19 protein-coding genes are annotated in these 18,107 nt (G+C 46.2%); 9 read left to right on the forward strand and 10 right to left on the reverse strand.

Going from position 1 to position 18,107, the window contains the following annotated elements; all coding sequences use genetic code 11:
- The first annotated feature begins 1 nt into the window (after position 1).
- Positions 2–1,411 (forward strand): DEAD/DEAH box helicase, encoded by a 1,410-nt coding sequence (locus tag N186_RS04840; RefSeq protein ID WP_020962652.1) that lies wholly within the window; start codon positions 2–4, stop codon positions 1,409–1,411.
- A gap of 80 nt (positions 1,412–1,491) precedes the next feature.
- Complete coding sequence (locus tag N186_RS04845; protein ID WP_148682075.1) at positions 1,492–1,818, forward strand: hypothetical protein; 327 nt, start codon at positions 1,492–1,494, stop codon at positions 1,816–1,818.
- An 8-nt stretch (positions 1,819–1,826) separates the two neighbouring features.
- Here the strand turns inward: N186_RS04845 and N186_RS04850 are convergent, their stop codons facing one another.
- Entirely contained in the window at positions 1,827–2,339 is a 513-nt protein-coding gene (locus tag N186_RS04850; RefSeq protein ID WP_020962654.1) for a hypothetical protein, read from the reverse strand.
- 1 nt (position 2,340) lies between these two features.
- Entirely contained in the window at positions 2,341–3,123 is a 783-nt protein-coding gene (locus tag N186_RS04855; RefSeq protein WP_148682076.1) for a hypothetical protein, read from the reverse strand.
- Between the two features lie 137 nt (positions 3,124–3,260).
- Between N186_RS04855 and N186_RS09510 the strand changes: the two genes are divergently transcribed.
- Positions 3,261–3,488, forward strand: a complete 228-nt coding sequence (locus tag N186_RS09510) for a hypothetical protein (RefSeq protein ID WP_148682077.1) — start codon at positions 3,261–3,263, stop codon at positions 3,486–3,488.
- On the opposite strand, the gene N186_RS09515 is transcribed toward N186_RS09510, so the two are convergent.
- Positions 3,489–3,716 (reverse strand): hypothetical protein, encoded by a 228-nt coding sequence (locus N186_RS09515; protein WP_148682078.1) that lies wholly within the window; start codon positions 3,714–3,716, stop codon positions 3,489–3,491.
- A gap of 130 nt (positions 3,717–3,846) precedes the next feature.
- Here N186_RS09515 and N186_RS04860 point away from each other — a divergent pair, with 130 nt between their 5' ends.
- The 3 genes from N186_RS04860 (at position 3,847) to N186_RS04870 (ending at position 5,841) form a co-directional block, all read left to right on the forward strand.
- A complete protein-coding gene (locus N186_RS04860) occupies positions 3,847–4,914 on the forward strand; it encodes a hypothetical protein (protein ID WP_148682079.1) in 1,068 nt (355 codons plus the stop codon).
- 66 nt (positions 4,915–4,980) lie between these two features.
- Positions 4,981–5,313 carry a hypothetical protein gene (locus N186_RS04865; RefSeq protein WP_020962657.1) on the forward strand — a complete coding sequence of 111 codons (333 nt, stop codon included), beginning with the start codon at positions 4,981–4,983 and terminating at the stop codon, positions 5,311–5,313.
- A gap of 54 nt (positions 5,314–5,367) precedes the next feature.
- Entirely contained in the window at positions 5,368–5,841 is a 474-nt protein-coding gene (locus N186_RS04870) for a ribosomal protein L13e (protein WP_020962658.1), read from the forward strand.
- A 9-nt stretch (positions 5,842–5,850) separates the two neighbouring features.
- Here N186_RS04870 and N186_RS04875 read toward each other — a convergent pair whose 3' ends face one another.
- Complete coding sequence (locus N186_RS04875) at positions 5,851–6,054, reverse strand: TFIIB-type zinc finger domain-containing protein (protein ID WP_020962659.1); 204 nt, start codon at positions 6,052–6,054, stop codon at positions 5,851–5,853.
- A gap of 66 nt (positions 6,055–6,120) precedes the next feature.
- Here N186_RS04875 and N186_RS04880 point away from each other — a divergent pair, with 66 nt between their 5' ends.
- Positions 6,121–6,462: an LSM domain-containing protein gene (locus N186_RS04880; RefSeq protein ID WP_240366717.1), complete on the forward strand. Its 342-nt coding sequence runs from the start codon at positions 6,121–6,123 to the stop codon at positions 6,460–6,462.
- Between the two features lie 63 nt (positions 6,463–6,525).
- Positions 6,526–7,746 (forward strand): methionine adenosyltransferase, encoded by a 1,221-nt coding sequence (locus N186_RS04885; protein ID WP_020962661.1) that lies wholly within the window; start codon positions 6,526–6,528, stop codon positions 7,744–7,746.
- Positions 7,747–7,798: 52 nt separating this feature from the next.
- On the opposite strand, the gene N186_RS04890 is transcribed toward N186_RS04885, so the two are convergent.
- From N186_RS04890 to N186_RS04915, 6 genes are all read right to left on the reverse strand, one after another.
- Positions 7,799–9,784, reverse strand: coding sequence for a DUF460 domain-containing protein (locus N186_RS04890; RefSeq protein WP_020962662.1), 1,986 nt, complete (start codon positions 9,782–9,784; stop codon positions 7,799–7,801).
- A 5-nt stretch (positions 9,785–9,789) separates the two neighbouring features.
- Positions 9,790–10,689, reverse strand: coding sequence for an RIO1 family regulatory kinase/ATPase domain-containing protein (locus N186_RS04895; protein WP_020962663.1), 900 nt, complete (start codon positions 10,687–10,689; stop codon positions 9,790–9,792).
- A gap of 65 nt (positions 10,690–10,754) precedes the next feature.
- Positions 10,755–11,210, reverse strand: coding sequence for a type II toxin-antitoxin system VapC family toxin (locus N186_RS04900; RefSeq protein ID WP_020962664.1), 456 nt, complete (start codon positions 11,208–11,210; stop codon positions 10,755–10,757).
- A 27-nt stretch (positions 11,211–11,237) separates the two neighbouring features.
- Complete coding sequence (locus tag N186_RS04905) at positions 11,238–11,441, reverse strand: hypothetical protein (RefSeq protein WP_020962665.1); 204 nt, start codon at positions 11,439–11,441, stop codon at positions 11,238–11,240.
- A gap of 125 nt (positions 11,442–11,566) precedes the next feature.
- A complete protein-coding gene (locus tag N186_RS04910) occupies positions 11,567–12,289 on the reverse strand; it encodes a metallophosphoesterase family protein (RefSeq protein WP_020962666.1) in 723 nt (240 codons plus the stop codon).
- Positions 12,290–12,778 carry a class I SAM-dependent methyltransferase gene (locus N186_RS04915; RefSeq protein WP_187146993.1) on the reverse strand — a complete coding sequence of 163 codons (489 nt, stop codon included), beginning with the start codon at positions 12,776–12,778 and terminating at the stop codon, positions 12,290–12,292.
- 180 nt (positions 12,779–12,958) lie between these two features.
- On the opposite strand from N186_RS04915, the gene N186_RS04920 reads away from it, so the two are divergent.
- A complete protein-coding gene (locus tag N186_RS04920) occupies positions 12,959–18,103 on the forward strand; it encodes an MSCRAMM family protein (protein WP_020962668.1) in 5,145 nt (1,714 codons plus the stop codon).
- Positions 18,104–18,107 lie beyond the last annotated feature (4 nt).

An 18,107-nucleotide genomic window follows, 5' to 3' on the forward strand; every position in this document is an offset into this window, starting at 1 on the left:
CTTGAACCCGGAAGAGTTCTTCAGAAAAGCAGGACTAAAACCAAGACCACTACAGCTAGAAGCAGCCAAACAGCTCGCCGAAATGATCGACACAGGTTCAGTAGGCTTCCAGGCTCCCACCGGTTTCGGAAAAACAATTACAGTTCTAGCCGCGATATCACTTGCAGACGCGTTTCCAGTAACTTGGAGAGTCCGAACATTCGACATAGCGAAACGGGTCTCTGATGACTGCGCGCTCTTAGGACTTCCATTCTATATAGCTGCTGGACGCGAAAAACTCTGTCCTCTAAAAGAAGAATATAAATCAAACACCTACTATTTTTGCAGGTTTCTAAAATTTAAGTGTCCATTCTTTAAAGGTTTGTCAAGTATCAAACCAGAAAACATTTTTAGTGTCGACTATGACCAGTTGTTAAGAAAGCTAAAGGGCACAGAGATTTGTCCTTACTATGCTCAGCTCTATCAGCAAGCTCACGTCTACATTATTCCCTATAGTCTAGGTTTGTCATTCGACGTCAACTTAGAGGTAATTGATGAGGCACATAATATGGTACTTGATGTTTATAGTATTCCTGAGGCAAAACTTAGAGAAGCCTTAGCTGAATTGGATATTCACTACGAACCCACAGGAGACCTAATCCAGCAAGCATTCATTGAGACTGCCCAGATGAAGATCGTAGAGCTACTCGAACAGGGAAAAATGCCACTCATTGCGGGAAGAGTAATAGCAATGCTTGCCAGGGGAACCTTTATTTGGCGAGAGGAGGGAGAGATACACATTCTGAAATTTATTCGACCAAGGAAAAGAACGATTTTCGTAAGTGCAACACTAGAACCTTTACAAAAAATATACAATATACCTGTTTTAGAAATACCTGTTCAGAGAAAACCAGAAGCACTCATTGCAACGTGGATGACGACTAGATTTCATGAATGGGACTATAAGATGGCTAAGGAATATAATGATTTGATTTTTCTCCTCAGAAAACATTTCCAAAGAATAGTTGTATTTGCTACTAAAAGAGTAGCTCGTAGCCTAAGGGCGGACTACGTGGAAGAAGCCCCCAGTGATTGGAAAGGTGTATTTCTACTTTTTTCCCGTGGTAAAAAAGGTGAAGGAGTAAATATAGAATCAGAAGTTGTTGTCGTAGCAGGAGCCCCATATCTTCCACCTTTTATACACGTAGAGAAACTTGGTTTAACTCATGATGATGTGGCAACAATCACGACGATACAGAATATTGGGCGCACCTTAAGGCATCCTGAAAACAACCCTTTGATCATACTAGCTGACGATCGTTTTCGAAAACTGAAACCCACACTAGATAGATACTATACAAACATAGAGACGGATGATCTACACTCGTTAGATAAAGCGATACAAAAATACAAAGCTTCCCATCCAAGCTAACATTTGCTGTGGCAACCGGTTATACTTTTCTTATATGTAAAGACTAATAAATGGGGTTAGATACAAAGTGGAAGGTTGCTATGTCTGAGACCACGCAATGCATGATACAGGGTTGCAACTCGGCGGCAGACATAATCATAGAACTGAAGGGTCAGCAACTAGTGCTCTGCAGGACGCATTTCAAGGGACTTATCAGCCGTCTTTCACGTGTTGCAGAGAGAAGCGGGGCGGCATATCCTTCCAGGATAAAGCTTGTAAAGATGGAAGATGGAAAAGTAAAACTATTAATCAGGAAGACACGTAGCAAAAAGAAGAAAGAAGAGGAAGAAAAAGGTACCAAGAAAAAGGGAAAGAGCAAGAAAGGGAGAAAAGCCCGCTCAAAAAGCTCGAAGAAAACAAAAAAGTAGAGATGATTCTACCCTTTTTCGTGTAGATGTAGGAGCATTGAAGCCTCGTCTGAGAGTATCTTCTCTAGCTGTTGGGCCACTTCCTCGCTAACCATCTTTTTATTTACGGCACTCTTTAGTTCTTCCTTTTTCTCTTCTATGTCCCCGGCTGAAAGACTAACTGGCAGTCCAGATTTCACGCAGTGAGTAATATACATGAGGGTTATTTCTTCGTAGGCCAGCCACAGTGTTTGATATTCTTCTTTGAGTCTAGCTATCTCCTCCTGTAGTTCGTCAAGCTTCTTTTTCACTTTTTCTTCACTTAAAAGGCCGAGATCAAGCTTGAGACTTAGCTCCTCTGTAGTCCTCAGATCTGTCTCTAGTTTGACCCTGACCTCGCTAAGCCTATCCAGTAAATCTATCCTGAAAGCCTCCCATTCACGCACAGTAGTCTTTACAAAGGTATAGTAGTTATTCCAGAGCTCCTCCGCTTTGAGAAAACTCTCTCTAAATCTTTCCAACTGTTCACGTAAGTGTTCCATGTCACTCCACCTCTTCCTTTATTTTCTCTAAACGTTGAATCTTATCCTCAAGCTCGGCCCTGAGCCTCATGTAGACTTCTTCAGAGATGCTCCCACTCTTGAATCTTTCCTCTAGTTTTGACAAGGCAAGCCTCAGTTTGGCCAACTCTGGCTTCGCCTCTGCAACCTTAACACGCTTATAATGCGGCAAAACAACTCTATCAAGATCCGCGAGTTTCTTCGTCAAGGCCTCCTTTTCGCTATTTTTTTCCGCCAGCTTTTTCTCTAATCTCGAGATTAAGTCAATATACTCTTCCTCGCTGATCTTTCCTTCATCGAGTAATTTTTCTAGACGTCCCTTCTCACTTATATATGCATTGATAACGGCCTCTAGACCTGCCAGTTCCCGCTTTATCTTGTCCCTAAGCTCTTCCCATTCCTCTACGACTCTCCTAGCTTCACTTTCATAACTTTCCCATAGCCTTGCGAGCTCGCTAGCCCTATCGATCAGCCTGTCCACCTCGTCTGTGAAGCGCTCCGCGGAGACTTCTGTCGGAGAAACAATGAGGGTTGGCATTTCAACAGTAGGGACAGTTGCTGGAGGTGCTTCCTGCTGTTTAATCTCTTCTTTCTCGACTTCTAAAGCCTTTTCGGCCTGCTTGTGCCTAATATAGAACGGGCATTCCCAGTATTCTAACAGGCACGGCATAAAAGCCGGGTCAATCTCGGCGTTGTCTGCAAACCTACAGTAAAACTTGCCCTTCTCGTCCTTGTATAAGCCTGGACACACAGTTGCACGCGACATACCTTACCTATGGAAAATACTTACTAGCTCGAATTTATATGTATGCTTTACTAAACATACCTCATCGAGAAAAAGGCAACAATCGACAACATAAAAAACTTTAATCAAGACCCTGAATTCCCCAACATAGGGTTTGCATGTCTAGCAAAGAAATGGCATGCCGCTACTTTAGACCTACATCTAGAGGTCAAAGATGCATCTTCATAGGAGTAAAGGAGTGGCGAATTATGTCGGAGAAGTATCTGCAATTCTGCAGACAAGGAGGGGCAGGATGCCCTATCCTAGCAAGTATCTCGCTTAAAATATCCTCCCAGAAGAACGGCTTCCTCAAGGTAGGTGCAAATGGTCTGCTTAAAGAAGGCTGACTATCTCCTCGCATTTGGGGAAATCTTCCTTGCAACGGGTTTATCCCTTATCTTATATAGCAGGCAAAATACTTTTTTTCTTCCACCAGCTGTAATCTCCACCATAATAATATTTCCCCTTACACTCTTAACTCTCCTTAGAAAACATACCAATCCACACCTTACAATTTCTTTGGTAGCCCCTTTTTTCCTCTCTACACCCCTACTTGTAATATCAGCAAGCCTCATCCAGAGTTACGCTAAAGAGGGAAAATATTCTTCACCATTCATCGCAGAGCTATTGGACAAAACGGGTAACGGCTTTATAACGGTAGGACTCTTAATAGCGGGAGTATTCTCTTTAGCATCATACCTCCTTGTGAAGGCATTAGTACTTCCAGGAGTAAAAGCCTTAACTCTTGAAGGCGGCAAGACTCTCGCCGAAGAATACATCCAGCCGCCACAATACAAAGTATCCTACCTAGCGATACCTCTAGGGATCCTATCCCCCTACCTATACAATGCATCTGCATCTACAATAGCAGTCCTCCCTTTTATAATGCTAGCTCCATTACCACTACAGACATCGACACTAATGGGACTACTTTTATCCATCATAGGCATAAGTCTCAACCCTATGGCTGTAGCGATCTCTCTCATTCTCTACGCCGAGATTTGGAGAAAACTATGGAAAATTGGTACCTACAGACCAGCGTCTCTCATAATTGGGACAGGAGTTTACATCCTTGTCTCTCTGCTTATATTCTTTACTCTCTTCGGTGCACAATTTACCATGTACCTTGTTACTGCAACTTTCTTAATTCTCATAGTGAGCTATGCAATAACTGAACTTGAGGCTAAAGGTATAGCGCTTTCCCCCTATCTTCTTCTCTTTGTTTCTCAAATTTTCACAAATGGCTCAATACCAATTTATACCGATGCTCTCCTTCCTCTTATCCTGTCGGCGTCGCCGCTTATAGTTTCAGCTCTATACTTGGATATATCCCTCAGACACATAGATGAAGAATGTGGAACCCTACTTTTCGAGTCTCTTCTTTTGCTTGTTCCCCTCGTTTTGGCGGCATTACTCTATGGAAACATAACAATAACACCTCCATCCCTTACGATATCTACTAGCTATTCTCTCATAAGTTACCTTATACCTGTACTAGCACTTATATATTCCACAGTACAACAAGTGTCAATGAAAGGCAGAATCCCGCGCAGAATAGAGCCAACACTACTATTTTCTCTACATCCGCTCGGCTTAGCTGTATCGATCCTTGTTCCCAGAAATGAAGCCCTCCCACTTTTACTTCTAGCATTGCTTCTGTCTGTAACGCGCCTCGTCCTATCAAGGCACAGTCAAATGTATAGTGAGATTGCTAGGTTTTTCCTGTTTGGTTATGCGATAGGCATCATTTCTAAGATTCTCTTGGTAGGTTAAGAATTCTCAGCATTCTCGTCAACAAAACAATTATATCTAGAAGCAATGTTGGGTTAGGGCAAAACTATGTTCGTAAAACGTGAAGATGCCATTAGAGCTGCGCAGAGCTACCTAGCTAAAGCCATAATAATAAATTCACTCGTTGTTTTCATTTGGCCTCTCTACATTTTTTTCTCAAAGCACATTGGACTCGACACATACATAGCTCTGCTGTTATTGTTAACATCTATCGCCTCGCTGATCCTGGTATATTACATGAGGAGAGCCCTAGACGACTACTCTATCTCCTCTGCCCTCAGTGTTTCACCCATAGCAACAATAGTAGGCCTGATAGGGGGCCTGATAGCCGTCGGCATCCTAGTCAAGAAGGCAACCGAGTCATTGAAAACAGCATTATGATTCTCGTTGCGAAAAATTTATCTAAAAAACAAGTCTCCAGGAATAGGTGCAATTATGTCCGGACAAGAACCTCTACAGACACCTACACCCACAGTAAACACAGTAAAGCTAAGAATATATGGAGGCGTTCCACCGCGTGAAACTAAGATTGGAAAAGGATTCAGCATTGGCGAGATAAACGCTTTAGGGCTCACAGTGAAAGAGGCTAGACTCCTTGGCATACGTGTCGACACACGCAGGAAAACCACACACGAAGAAAACATAAACTTGCTCCGAGCCTGGCTGGCAAAACTAAAAGAGCACCTGGAGGCTGGAGGAGCCCCGCCGAAGCCGGCATTCGCGTTAACCCTCCAGGCAAAGCCAGACCCTGGCAGGGTCTTCAAGGGAAAAACCATGTCCGGCAGAAAAATGCGTGGCCTATTGGCCATAAAATATAGACATACTCACCACAGAAAATGGAAGAAAAAACAGCTTGAAAGAATACATAAAAGAAGACACGAAGCTACAAGGCACAAGGGAGGAGACTAATAGACCTCCCTATTCAGTTATATATTTCTCGACATATTCCCTAACAATCTTGGTCGAATGCTCTAGAACAATTTTTGAGCCACATCTAAAGCAATAGTATTTGCCCTCGATCTTTGCCACAACATCTGTACTCCCACATATACTGCACTTTGGCTTTTCACCATAATCCGTGTTAGACGCTGTAGTGCCTGTTGCATCTTTTTTCGAGGCCATATTTTATTTTTCTAATGGTATAAACAATGGAAAACCATAAATATGCTTCTGCAAGCACACGCAGTGATGACAACACAACCCAAAACTATGAAGGGAATAAGGTACATGCAGCCCCTAGACTACCTTAAAAACTATACTGGCAAGAACGTCTTCGTAAAGCTCAAGGATGGAACGGAGTATTCAGGGAAACTACGCCTAACAGACAACGCGATGAACCTAGTGATGGACGAGACCAAAATGGTTACAGAACTCAACAAGCTAGTGGCACAGCTAGGAACGGTCTTTATTAGGGGGAGCAACCTATTGTTTGTCTCCATCGAGCCTGAAAAGGTTACGTTCTTTGAGCAGAATCAGCAGCAACAGACTCAGCCGCAGGAAGAATCAAAAGACCTAAATGATGACGAGTAAAATTATTACTAGCAGTAATTTTCAGTAAACATTATAAATCAATATGACCAAAGCTTCTACCTGATGGCTCGAAAGAACATTATAATAGAAAAATCGAACTATATACCGCCTGCACAGCTCCCAGTAGAAATAGTTGAGCGTAAAGGTACAGGGCATCCAGACTACATTGCAGACTCAATTTCGGAAGCCTCAAGCCGAGAATTATCAAAATACTACCTAGAAAGATATGGAGCCATACTTCACCACAACCTAGACAAAGTCCTAGTTGTAGGCGGACAGTCAAGCCCCAAATTCGGCGGCGGAGAGGTGGTTCAGCCAATATATATCCTTGTTTCTGGGAGAGCCACAACAGAAGTTACGACGCAGGGCGGCAAAGAAAACATACCGATAGGACCAATTATCCTGAAAGCCACCCGGGACTGGATCAAGAAAAACATGAGGTTCCTGGACCCAGACACACATGTAATCATCGACTACCGGATAGGGAAAGGCTCAGCTGACCTAGTAGATATCTATACCAGAGAAAGCAAATACCCAGGTGCAAACGACACGTCCATGGGTATAGGGTATGCCCCTCTCTCCCCCACAGAGAGAATAGTATTCGAAACAGAAAGACTACTAAACTCTCCAAAGGTGAAAAACGAGCTACCGGCAGTAGGAGAAGACATAAAAGTTATGGGTGTAAGAAAGGGAAACAAGCTAACCCTTACCATTGCAATGGCGGCCGTATCAAGGTTCGTCCACAATGTTCAGGAATACCTAGACGTCAAGGAAAACGTCAAGAAACTAGTAAGAGAACATGCGTCTAGCCTGGCAGACCTAGACCTAGAAATATACGTCAATACAGGCGACGACCCATCCAGGGCAGACAGAGGAGGAGTCTATCTCACAGTTACGGGAACCTCGGCAGAACATGGAGACGACGGCGCAACAGGAAGAGGAAACAGAACCAACGGACTCATAACACCATTTAGACCAATGTCACTAGAAGCCACAGCAGGAAAAAACCCTATAAGCCACATAGGAAAACTATACAATGTAGTCGCCTTCCAAGCCGCAAACGAAATATGCACCCTGGACCACGTCGGAGAAGTCTACATCAAACTGATAAGCCAAATAGGAAAACCCATCAATGAGCCTCTACTGGCATACATTGCTATAAATGCTCCAGAAGATGTAGCTACACGCGTAAAGCATCAAGCGGAAGAAATACTCTCCAATCACCTAGACAAGATAAATACTCTCTGGGAGAAGTTCCTCAAAGGAGAAGTCACAATATTCTAGCCTAAGCGATATTTTTCTCAATAAATTCTTAAAATTCATACCATATAACAACTCAAATTCTTCCCATGCTACGTCTCCTTTCTTCTCGATAATCCACAAGGAGCCTTCTAAGCTTCTCCTTCTCCACATCCTCGCTCTGCCTGTTTACAGCTTTCTCAATTTCCTCTATAGGCAAAACAACAAAGTCGCCTATATCTTCAACCCCATTGACCCAGTCAATCGAAAGTGGAATAGTCCCAATGGGCAGTTTACCTTTAACCCTCTGTAGCTCATGTTGGTTTCTGAAAAACACGTATAGATTAGCGCTGGGAGGCTTAATTTCTCCTAGAACCCTAAACAAATAGTCCTCAGGTAGCTCCTTGTCCACAAATAAGTACTGGGCTCTTAACCCAGACTTGTCTAGTAAACGCGAAAGCTTCAGAACTGCGATTTTTTCACCAAGAACAACTGAGTACATGGTCTCCTTGAGCCTTTTCTCCTCTAGAATAGTATTCTCGAGAACGCTCTTCAAAGAATTAATCTCGGACTGAAGCATCTCAATTCTAGCCTCCATCTTCGAGAATTCAGGATTCAGCCTTTTCCCAAGTTCCCTTAACTGCAGAAGCCTTTTTAGAGTCTCCTCGCTTCTTTGAGCCCTTTCCTCTGCCTTCCTAAGTTCATGCCTAAGCAGGGTATTCTCATGGACAAGTTCCTCGACAACCCTTTTCAGGAACTCTAATTCTCCCTGCATCTTTTCTATCTCTGTGCCTGACGAAAACTTATCAAACCGTTCCAAAGGCAACCTAAGCCCGACATGCTTCCTCATTGCCTCTTGGATGGCAATTGAGACAGGCTTACCCCTAATCACCAAAAGCTTTGCCTCATCTATTGGAACAGGCAAATCATACTTTTCACCCTCTTTCTCGACTTCTTCGAATAGGGGTCTATAATACAGGAAAGCCTTGTATGCAGCCGCAAGGGAATCTCTTTCATGCGAAGTTTTAACCTTTAATCCCCTCGCCTCGGCAGCCTCTAAAGCCAGCCTCCTTTTCTCATCGATACTTAAAGACCTACTAGGAACAAACAACTGGCACCCCAACGTTGCAGCTATTTTCCTAACATAGGCTGGGGGAGGGTTAACGTCCGTAGCTATAACTACTGGCTTCCCGATCGAATAGAGCCTGCGCATAAGGTCCCCCCTCCCCAGAAGCCTACCAGTCTCTAGTGAAAGAACCCTTCCATTCAAGTCTAGAACTGCGTAGCCAGTGCTCATCCCAGGATCAATGCCGACGATTAGATATTTCTCTGTCAAAGGTTTATAGGAAACCTTCGCCCCCAGGGGCTGAAACTCTATTTTTTCGCGGCCGACAGGCTCAATCCTAACAAATAACTCGTGCCCATCCTCGTTCTTTACTAGACCGTTTAGCTTCTCTCGTGGAGCATAAACTATGAATGTCGCACCTGTAAGCCCCTCGCCGCTCTTCCTGATGAAGAGGTCATAGTCGAGAGAATTTTTCCTCAGGGCTTCGGATATTTCTCGAACCTTTCTCTTCACCTGCAACTCTATGTTCCTCTTGAATCTCTCGCGGCTCATTCCACCCTGGCCAGGAACCCTTCCCCGGCCAACACGGATCAGTGTTTCTTCCTCAAATACAAGTGCCTCTGCACCCACGCCATTATAAGCAAGCAATGCGCAGACCTCTGCTGTTTGGAGGGGGTCTAGCTTCCCGCTGCAAATCCCTGTCAAGGCGCAGAGTGCCTCGATACTTACTGTTTCACCATCTATGAATGTTACTTGTATTATGCGGGGGCTCCTCGGGAACCGCTTTAGAAACCTGCTTAACTCGTCTATGTTCGCTGCTAGCTCGTATACATTGTCGAGAGCCAGAGCGTCGACGTTTCTGTCAGAGACAATCTCAACTATTTTATCCAAATTGACTTCTCTCCACTTTTCAACAACTTTCCCGTCGACTACAAGGACAGCCGCGAATAGGAGGCTAGCCCCCTGAGGCGAGCTTCCGGGCAACACGTCAAGGCCAAGTATTCTCCTTAGCAACACGTGTCCTAACCATTAACAGATAGTCGGCTTAAAAAATCTTCCCCCAACTGCTCTGGGTCAACGTCTACCCCATACTTCTTGGCAAAAAACCCAGCAATGTTTACTATGTCCCTCTTCAGGTAAAACGAGGCCATAGGGTGACTGCTGGAAACCCACTGAGGCCAATCAATTAGGACAGGCTTCTCGCCCCTAGCGACCAACACGTTATACTCACTGAGATCCCCGTGAACAACGCCAGCCTTAAAACTCTTCTCGACTTCCTGCAACACACTTTCAAAGAAAGCCTTTGGGTCTGTCAGCACTGGGAGAAGGTATAACTCGTCGCCCTCCACGTATCCAGTAACAATAACGTGCCTATTCCAGTCAATGGGCTCTGGCACCGCGACACCACTCTTCCACAAGATCTTCAGGGCCTCAAACTCCCTCATGGCGGCAAGCCTCCCAGCATACAGCCAGGAATAGTGCCTCTTGTCGGCTACATATTCCCTTACAAGCTTAACCTTTCTAAAACTCGTCCTCCCAACACGGTGAAACTTGACAACCACAATCCTGTCCCCCTCAGTCTTCCCGAGATATACTTCGCTCTCCTTCCCCTCGCCATACGGAGTAAGAGAAAGCTGAGACAAAGTCCCCCTCTTCACCAAAACATAGAGCGCCAAGCAGTCATACCCCCTAGTAGTCAGGACAAATCCTACAAACCCGCCCTTAAACCTCTGAACCAGCCCAAGCTTGTTCAGCTTCTTCAACCTAGCATTAACAAAGTCCTCCTCCAAGCCACTAATACTGGCAACCAATTTTACATCCACATATTCATGATTAATCATCCCCCTCTCCACAGCCACCAACAACCTGTAATCATCCTCCCCCAGTTGCTTCAAGGCATCAACAGCAAACCGCGCGCTCACAACAACACCTATTCAGGAAAGAAAACCAGCAAAAATAAACCTTTCAAAACAGATCACAAGAAATATCAGCCTCCAAGAGGATTTATCACCTCTACATTTAATTCTACTCCAATCTTTTGGAAATGAATGTCACATGAAAAGACCACGTCAATGTAATCTTTCACTGGAAGAAAACAGAGGTAATCCCATATATGTATACCGGTCTTTGCACTTTCTTCGAGTGCATCTTTTAGATGCCCAGGCAACAGTGGAACCTTAATTATTTTATCATCTTCTAGTATAGCCCAAACGATTTTCTTGGCTTCTTCCTTTGGTACCTTAGTACCTCTAAAGGCTAAAACGTGATATATTTCTCCAATTTGATGGGTAGAAATATAAACTTCTAACTCTGGGAATTTTTCACGAAAGAATTTCAGCGCTTCCTCATGCATTCTTAAAGCTTTTAGATAATCCTCCTGCGAACTAAAACTGCTAACTGAAGGCTTCTTCTTCGCTATAGACCTTATCTCTGTATCAATCATAGCCTTCAAGAACAAGACCCCGAAAGGTTATATGTCATCATACTCGTATTCCTTATAATCTTCCGCAGAGGCTCCCTCGATTGGTGTAGTGAGAAGTTGGATAAGTCTATTCCTGTCGCTTTTGCGAGGCTTAGAAAAATACTCGAGTAAAGCTTCAATAACAATCTCGCGGACTGGTCTGTTTTCCTCGAAATCATAAAAATTATTGTTTAAAAACCATTTTTTATCCACATTCTCTCTCGAAATCTCATCATAAATATGAAAACCAAAAATATAAGGAAGCACTGTATTACATATAAGGATGATGAGGCAGCTCGCATTTGAAATGTGAAGATGCGACTCGAATGCTGATTATTCTACAGGAACTGCAACAACCCTTGTCTCCTGAGCTCGATTACTGTTACACTTTTAGTTGCAGGTAGAGCAACATTGTAGACAGGAGTACTACCAATATAGTCTCTGTGAACAGTGCTCCTGTGCAGGTGGCCATGAACAACCACGTCGACGCCCTTCTTCTTTACTAATTCTGCCAGCCCCTCAGAAGACATCTGCCTCCAAAACCTCTCGTCCTCCCCCATCAATGTACGGCACCTGGGGGGATAATGCGTAAGCAGTATAGTCAAATCCCCACTCTTCTTATCCAAAAGCTCTCCCAGCCTTTCAAGCCTCCTCCTATACGTCTCCACTATCCCCGGGACATTACGCTTCTGCCAAGGAGTAGGCTCATCCAAGACGCCAGTCGAGCCTACAACCCTAACCCTCAAGCCGTAAACCTCTACCTCTACAGCATCGTCCTCAAGCCACATGAAACCGCTACACTCCTCCCTCATCCTTCCCCTAGCCTCCTCGTAGTCCTCGTTTCCAAAAACTCCTACAACTGTCGCTTCTGGGAGAAACTTCTCACTCAGTTCCGAGACCTGCCTACACATCCTCCACTCGCCCCTAGCCACAACGTCGCCAGCTACAAGTACAAGCTTGGCGTCAGGCTGTAGCTTAGCTAGAGAGCTCGACAAATAATTCACGTAGAGGGGTGCATGCACATCGCCAAAAGCCACAACCCTGGGAGACCCAGTAGACACTTACCCAACCCTCCTCAAAACGTATAGGGTATCTCCTGAGCTTTCTAAAATCTTTTCTACAAGCAATTCCATGGGAAACTTTAAGGGCTCTCTAAGCAGGCGCTCCTTCACACCTAAAACCATTGCGCCGCCCAGCTTTAAGACGCGGGCAAGGCCGCTGATCGAGCCGGGAGCCTCGTGGATAACGGTTATACAGGCCAAGCCGTCCACACATTCGTCGCGGAAGGGAAGCATATTTATGTCACCCATAACAGCGTCACACAGACACCTACGCCTAGACCTGAAAACCTCTAGCATCCCAATGCTCAAGTCAAGACAAATGTAGTAAGAGCCCTTCAAGAAGACCGACAGCAAGCCAGTGCCACAGCCAGCGTCAAGCACAGTTTCCTTCCCATAGAGGAAAGCCGAGGCCGCAAGGTTCTTGCCTGACTGCTCCAGTCCATAAAGCTCGTCATACCTCTCTGCAATAGTGTCGTAGTCGATAGACACATTTTTTATCCTCACAAGTGAGAATATATACCTGCCTCAAGATTCGACATCAATGGAAAAATTAGCTAAAAGTCGACGTATTACCCGTTCAAAAACGAATTCTAATTAACAGAAAAAAACGCAGATAAATACCCCGCCACCAACACAAACCCCGACCCCGAAAAGGGGGGAAACAAACATATGAGTAGAAAATACCTATTAGGAATAATAGCCCTAGTAGCAATACTCGCACTGACACTGCAAGCATACGCTGCACCTACGTTCCCAGCCCACAGGGCATGGAACGTGCTACAGTATCCAAATGGTCAGCCATTCAAGAACCAAAACGTTATCATTGTCTACTTTAACGAGACAGGCAACTGTCTACTCGCATACGCTGTTGGAACAACAAATTCTGCAGGAAACATAACCCTAACAATTGCCCAGCCCGGAGGAGTAATAAATACTCCAAACACTGGCACAAGCTACAACATGTCAGTATTCTGGCAAGTCTACGGCAAAACATTCCTAGTATACTCAACACGCACCAACGCCCTCAACCTACTCAACTCCACCATTCAGCTTACAAACATGATGAACTTCACCTTCCAGGCTCTAACAACGATTGGCGGTCAGCAGGTTCCGCTATACTTTGCTGACCCAGAGGTTTCTGGCAGGAAAGACATTGCCTACTTCCAGGTATACTTATACAACAAGAACGGGCCACAACTCCTGGCAGTAGAAGGAGACAACAATGCTATTTCAAAGGGAAGTGTTGTAGTTCCACTAGTTGAGGTCAACATAAAGCCGACACTTACACCTAACTGTTACCACATTGAAAGCCAAAAGAACGTGGCTCTCTACAAGGAGGTATACTGGCTCCTCGACCAGGGCGGAGGACAAAAACTGAAAATAATGGTAGGCAAAGAGAACGTAACATTCTCACTTTCTGGAACAACCCTCACTGCAAATGTTAAAGACCTGGCAGATGGCACAACATCTCCACAGACCTTCGACATAGTAAACGACTGGGGCAAAAAACCACTGAACGACGTTGCACACACCTTCCTAGCACAAGTAGTTGTCACAGACCCATGCGGCAACCCGATCTCCAACTGGGAATACCCACCAATAGGTATCGAATTCACTTCTCCAACATATGGTAAGCTCAGAGTAGGAAAAGCCTTCCCGAACGGGACAGCTCCAGAAGAAGGATACCAGTTAAGTGGTCACTACTACTTCTGGTTACCAAACATATCCCTATTCTACAATGAAAAAATGGGCATCGCTGCCGAAATAGGAGGTATACAGGTATTTGCAGAAGCCTTCAACACAACAAAACCACAAAGCGTAACATACAATAAACCATTCACCTTCCAGCCGCTCACAGTATCAACTAGCAATGGAATAGTAACATTAACAATAAAGGCAAGCATAGTCAAGACCCAGATCACCATCAAGACCAGTGGACTCGTAGCCGTCCAGCCACTCCAGGGAGCAATTGTCCAGATAAGCCCAAGAGTCTTCGACCCCAACACCTATACTGACGCTAACGGACAAGTAGCACTAATGCCATTCCAGATAGTTGGCGGCGGAACAACAACCTCTGGCACGCCAATAATCACAAGGAAGGGCACATCCCCAGGCTACCTGCCAGTCCCATATGGTTTATGGTCAACAGGCAAACTATACACCTACACTATTAACGTGTTATGGGCACTACCAGGAACAGAAAACTTCGTAGATGTAACTCCAGACCAGAACACAATACCACTAAACCTAACCAAAGCCATTGTACAGTGCTCAGTACAGTCTTTCAACCTATCCGCAAAGGTTTACGCTGTCAACTTTAAAGCAGTCGACCTATGCGGCCGCCCACTCACCAGCGCAGACGACCCCAACGCCACATTCATCCTAACCTACAAGTCCACCGACGGGACAACCATTAACTTCCCAGCAGGACTCGGACCCAACGGAACAACATTCATGGCCTTCGTCCCAGGAGGAACATTTACTGTAAGCCTCTTCTTCAAAGGAGTCAGAATGGATCCCGTAAGTGGACCCAACCCACTAGTCGTTAGCGGGAACATCGGAAACATTAGCAAAGCCACCTACACATTCCCTGTCGGCGACCTCATCTTGAGGATAACCCCATGGGACGTCAAGGAACCCCTCGTTAACGTTTCAGTGCTCCTCGAATACTTTAAAGCCGGCGCTAGAACATACTACGAGGGACCAAAGCTCACAGACTGTGAAGGCAAAGTAACCTTTACAAAGGTGCCCTTCGTAGTTGGACCCAACAACCTCGTAACTGTGACCATAAAGACAACTCCATACACCCCCTACATACGCCACCCGAAGGACGATGGCCTACTAATTGGTAAATGGAACCTTACAGGCCTACTGAAGGGAATCAGTCCAGGATGCACAGTCGGGCCAATCGACGTGCCGACCTGGGTCTTCAGCTTCACACTTGAAGCAGTAGACCACAACGGCAACATACTCAAAGAGCTCCCAACAAGCAACGGCGCAGCACCAGTAATCGTCGCCATAAACGACACCTACACAAAGAACGAGTACAACGTGACACAGGTATGCCAGGGTGGACCCGGCTGCCTCTGCTGGCCACTCATAAACGTAAACTACAAGATATTCAACACCACTAAGTCCGGCCCAGCAGGGCCATGGAACAACGGCCTGTCCGAGGCCAGGTTCAAGGTCACCGGTACACAGTGGGCAAACAGCAACTATCCACACCTATTCATTGCTGGAGCCAACTACAGCTTCGTCGTGTGGTACGGAGGAGTAATGGTCTACAACTACAACTTCACACTACCAAGGCCAAGCGAGATGCTCGACTACAGTAAAGTCATAACTGCACAGGTTATACTCTACAACGAGACAAGCGGCAAGATGACCCTACAGAAGACCGACAGCCTTGCCTATACATGGCTACTCGCTAGTGGCGGAAGAATCGAGCACCCAATCGTCCGCTTCTACGCGGCACCAGCATACAGCGGCCAATACAGCAACAAGCTCCAGCTCGTAACCTGGGTAGTCAACCTCGACATCTACACCTTGACGAAGGCAGGCGGAGGACTAGTCCCAGGACTCAACGTCACACTAATCAGGAACGACGCAGTAAACTGGAAGACACAGCTAAAGGGCGACCTCTACGCCAACATCACAGTGCCAACTGAATACACCAAGTCTGCCAGTATGAGCTACGCGTGGAGCGCAGTTACTGGCCAGGACGGCAAAGCAAGCCTACCAATAGCAATATGGGTGCCCAAGGCAAGCGTCAGGCCTAGCGGCATAAAGTTCGGAGCAAGCATCACAAACGTCTACGTGCTTGCAGGCAAGAAGTACGGTACACCAAGCGTCCCAGACACACCATCATACACGACAATTACTGGCATAGGCACGCTATATGGCTACAACGTCGGGCCATACAACATGACTCTCGACGCAATCTATAACGACGTCAGCCAGAGCCCAGACTGGTACAAGCAGTACGGCGGAAGCTGGGTAGGACCATTCCGCGGACCAAAGGCGTGGATCGGAGCCAACTGGAACATGACACTGTGGAGCGGAGCAGCCAAAGTAGTCTACACCACTGCCATGGAGGGCGTATGCCTCCAGGTAGTCGGGCCAGACTTCAGAGACAACATGATACCACTTGCAAACCAGCCAGTAACCCTCACAGTATATGGCAGTACAGGTGCCACAGCCACCGTGGCCTCTGGCAGCACTGGAAATGACGGCACATTCCCAGTATACCCAGACAAGGGCTCAACCGTAGCCACACCAGTCGGAAGCAAGACAGTCTTCACAGGCAAACTCGTCTTCCTAGGAATCTCAGGCCTCAGTTATGAAGGCTCAACAACACTTAACCTCGACGCCGCGCTCGGCCTAAAGAACTATGGCTTAGACACAGGCAAGGCCTTCGACCCAGATACCCTAGAACAGGAGATATCATTCACACTTGACAACAACATGCCAGGCGGCACATGCGTAACCCTAGAGTGGGATGCAATAAAGGTAACAGTCTTCGACTGGAGCGGCAAGCCACTAAAGAATATGATGGTCGCAGCTATACTCAGGGAGCCAAGAGCAAAGGCAATACCAAGCGTAGCAGGCTTCACAGCTGAAAACGGAAGCGTCATACTCTACGTACCACCAAGCGAGGAGAACAAGTACCAGCTCCTCGTCTACTGGCGTGACAGCTACTTGCTCAGGCTTGCCGGCAAGATTCCGAGAGAAATCGTGATCTTTGACACTGTAACTGACTACGACACGCCAAGAACTTACAAGCCTGGAAGCGGTACAACACTTGAGACCTTCGTTTACGTAGGCATAGTTATGCTCAAGAATGCCCAGGGACAGGCCCTTTCACCAGACATACTTAACAAGATAACTGTAGAGATACAGTGGCCAGACCAGGTAGTAACAACCCACAAGCCAGAAAACGACGGTAGAGTACCAATAATACTCAACAAGAACACCGCCAAGTCATGGCCACTCGACGCAAGCGCAAACAGGAGCCCAGACACAGACCCAAGAGACATAAGCCAGGCACCACTAGGCGCCTACAAGGTAACAGTCAACCTTGCTGGAGTAGGCACACTTGCACAGCAGACGATTAAGATCGAGAAGGGCAGGTTCGAGACAAGCACACAGATATTCGAAGTAAGGCTCGACATCTTCGATGTCAAACTGACCTTCGTGTCTCCATTCGGCACACCTCTCGCCAACGCAAAAGTCACAATAACCAAGCCAGACGGGACCACTGTCTCTGACACTCTCGACGCAAGTGGTAGCATAGTTGTAAAAGAAGTACCACCAGGCAACCTGCAGTACACTGTAGCGGAATGGAACGGTCTACCAGTCCAGTTCAGCGGTAGCGTTGCACGTGCAGGCGAAATCGGAGTAACAGTCACGAAGATAGGCAAACTCACTGTTAAAGTGCTTGGCGCAAGAGGACAAGGCATTGACGGCGCAACCGTTGCAGTCGAAAAGGTCGGCACATTCACTACTGACGCTAGCGGCGTTGTAAGCCTCGAGCTCCCAAGCGGAAGCTACGGCGTAACTGCAAGCAAGGGCGGAAGAACTGCCAGCGCTACTGCAACTGTAACAGACGGCAAAGAAACCGTGACAGAGCTAAAGCTTGACATCTTCCTGACACTCGCAGGCTGGGAGATGAGTAGCAACGAGTTCCTCGGACTCATACTGCTCCTCGTCCTACTCGTCCTCGTCCTCTTCATAATTGCACACGAATACGCTGTCTACAGACGCCGCCGCCTCGCAAAAGTCATTGCTCCAGCTGAAGGAACACAGGTAAAATAAACAG

Origin of the sequence: Thermofilum adornatum (assembly GCF_000446015.1) — an archaeon.
GTDB lineage: Archaea > Thermoproteota > Thermoprotei > Thermofilales > Thermofilaceae > Thermofilum > Thermofilum adornatum.

Excerpts from the sequence above, each read along its gene's own strand:
- N186_RS04845 (WP_148682075.1), top strand. The coding sequence starts at position 1,492 with ATGTCTGAGACCACGCAATGCATGATACAGGGTTGCAACTCGGCGGCA.
- N186_RS04855 (WP_148682076.1), bottom strand. The coding sequence starts at position 3,123 with ATGTCGCGTGCAACTGTGTGTCCAGGCTTATACAAGGACGAGAAGGGC.
- N186_RS04875 (WP_020962659.1), bottom strand. The coding sequence starts at position 6,054 with ATGGCCTCGAAAAAAGATGCAACAGGCACTACAGCGTCTAACACGGAT.
- N186_RS09510 (WP_148682077.1), top strand. The coding sequence starts at position 3,261 with ATGTCTAGCAAAGAAATGGCATGCCGCTACTTTAGACCTACATCTAGA.
- N186_RS04920 (WP_020962668.1), top strand. The coding sequence starts at position 12,959 with ATGAGTAGAAAATACCTATTAGGAATAATAGCCCTAGTAGCAATACTC.
- N186_RS04870 (WP_020962658.1), top strand. The coding sequence starts at position 5,368 with ATGTCCGGACAAGAACCTCTACAGACACCTACACCCACAGTAAACACA.
- N186_RS04885 (WP_020962661.1), top strand. The coding sequence starts at position 6,526 with ATGGCTCGAAAGAACATTATAATAGAAAAATCGAACTATATACCGCCT.
- N186_RS04900 (WP_020962664.1), bottom strand. The coding sequence starts at position 11,210 with ATGATTGATACAGAGATAAGGTCTATAGCGAAGAAGAAGCCTTCAGTT.
- N186_RS04865 (WP_020962657.1), top strand. The coding sequence starts at position 4,981 with ATGTTCGTAAAACGTGAAGATGCCATTAGAGCTGCGCAGAGCTACCTA.
- N186_RS04850 (WP_020962654.1), bottom strand. The coding sequence starts at position 2,339 with ATGGAACACTTACGTGAACAGTTGGAAAGATTTAGAGAGAGTTTTCTC.
- N186_RS09515 (WP_148682078.1), bottom strand. The coding sequence starts at position 3,716 with ATGAGGCTTGCTGATATTACAAGTAGGGGTGTAGAGAGGAAAAAAGGG.
- N186_RS04880 (WP_240366717.1), top strand. The coding sequence starts at position 6,121 with ATGACAACACAACCCAAAACTATGAAGGGAATAAGGTACATGCAGCCC.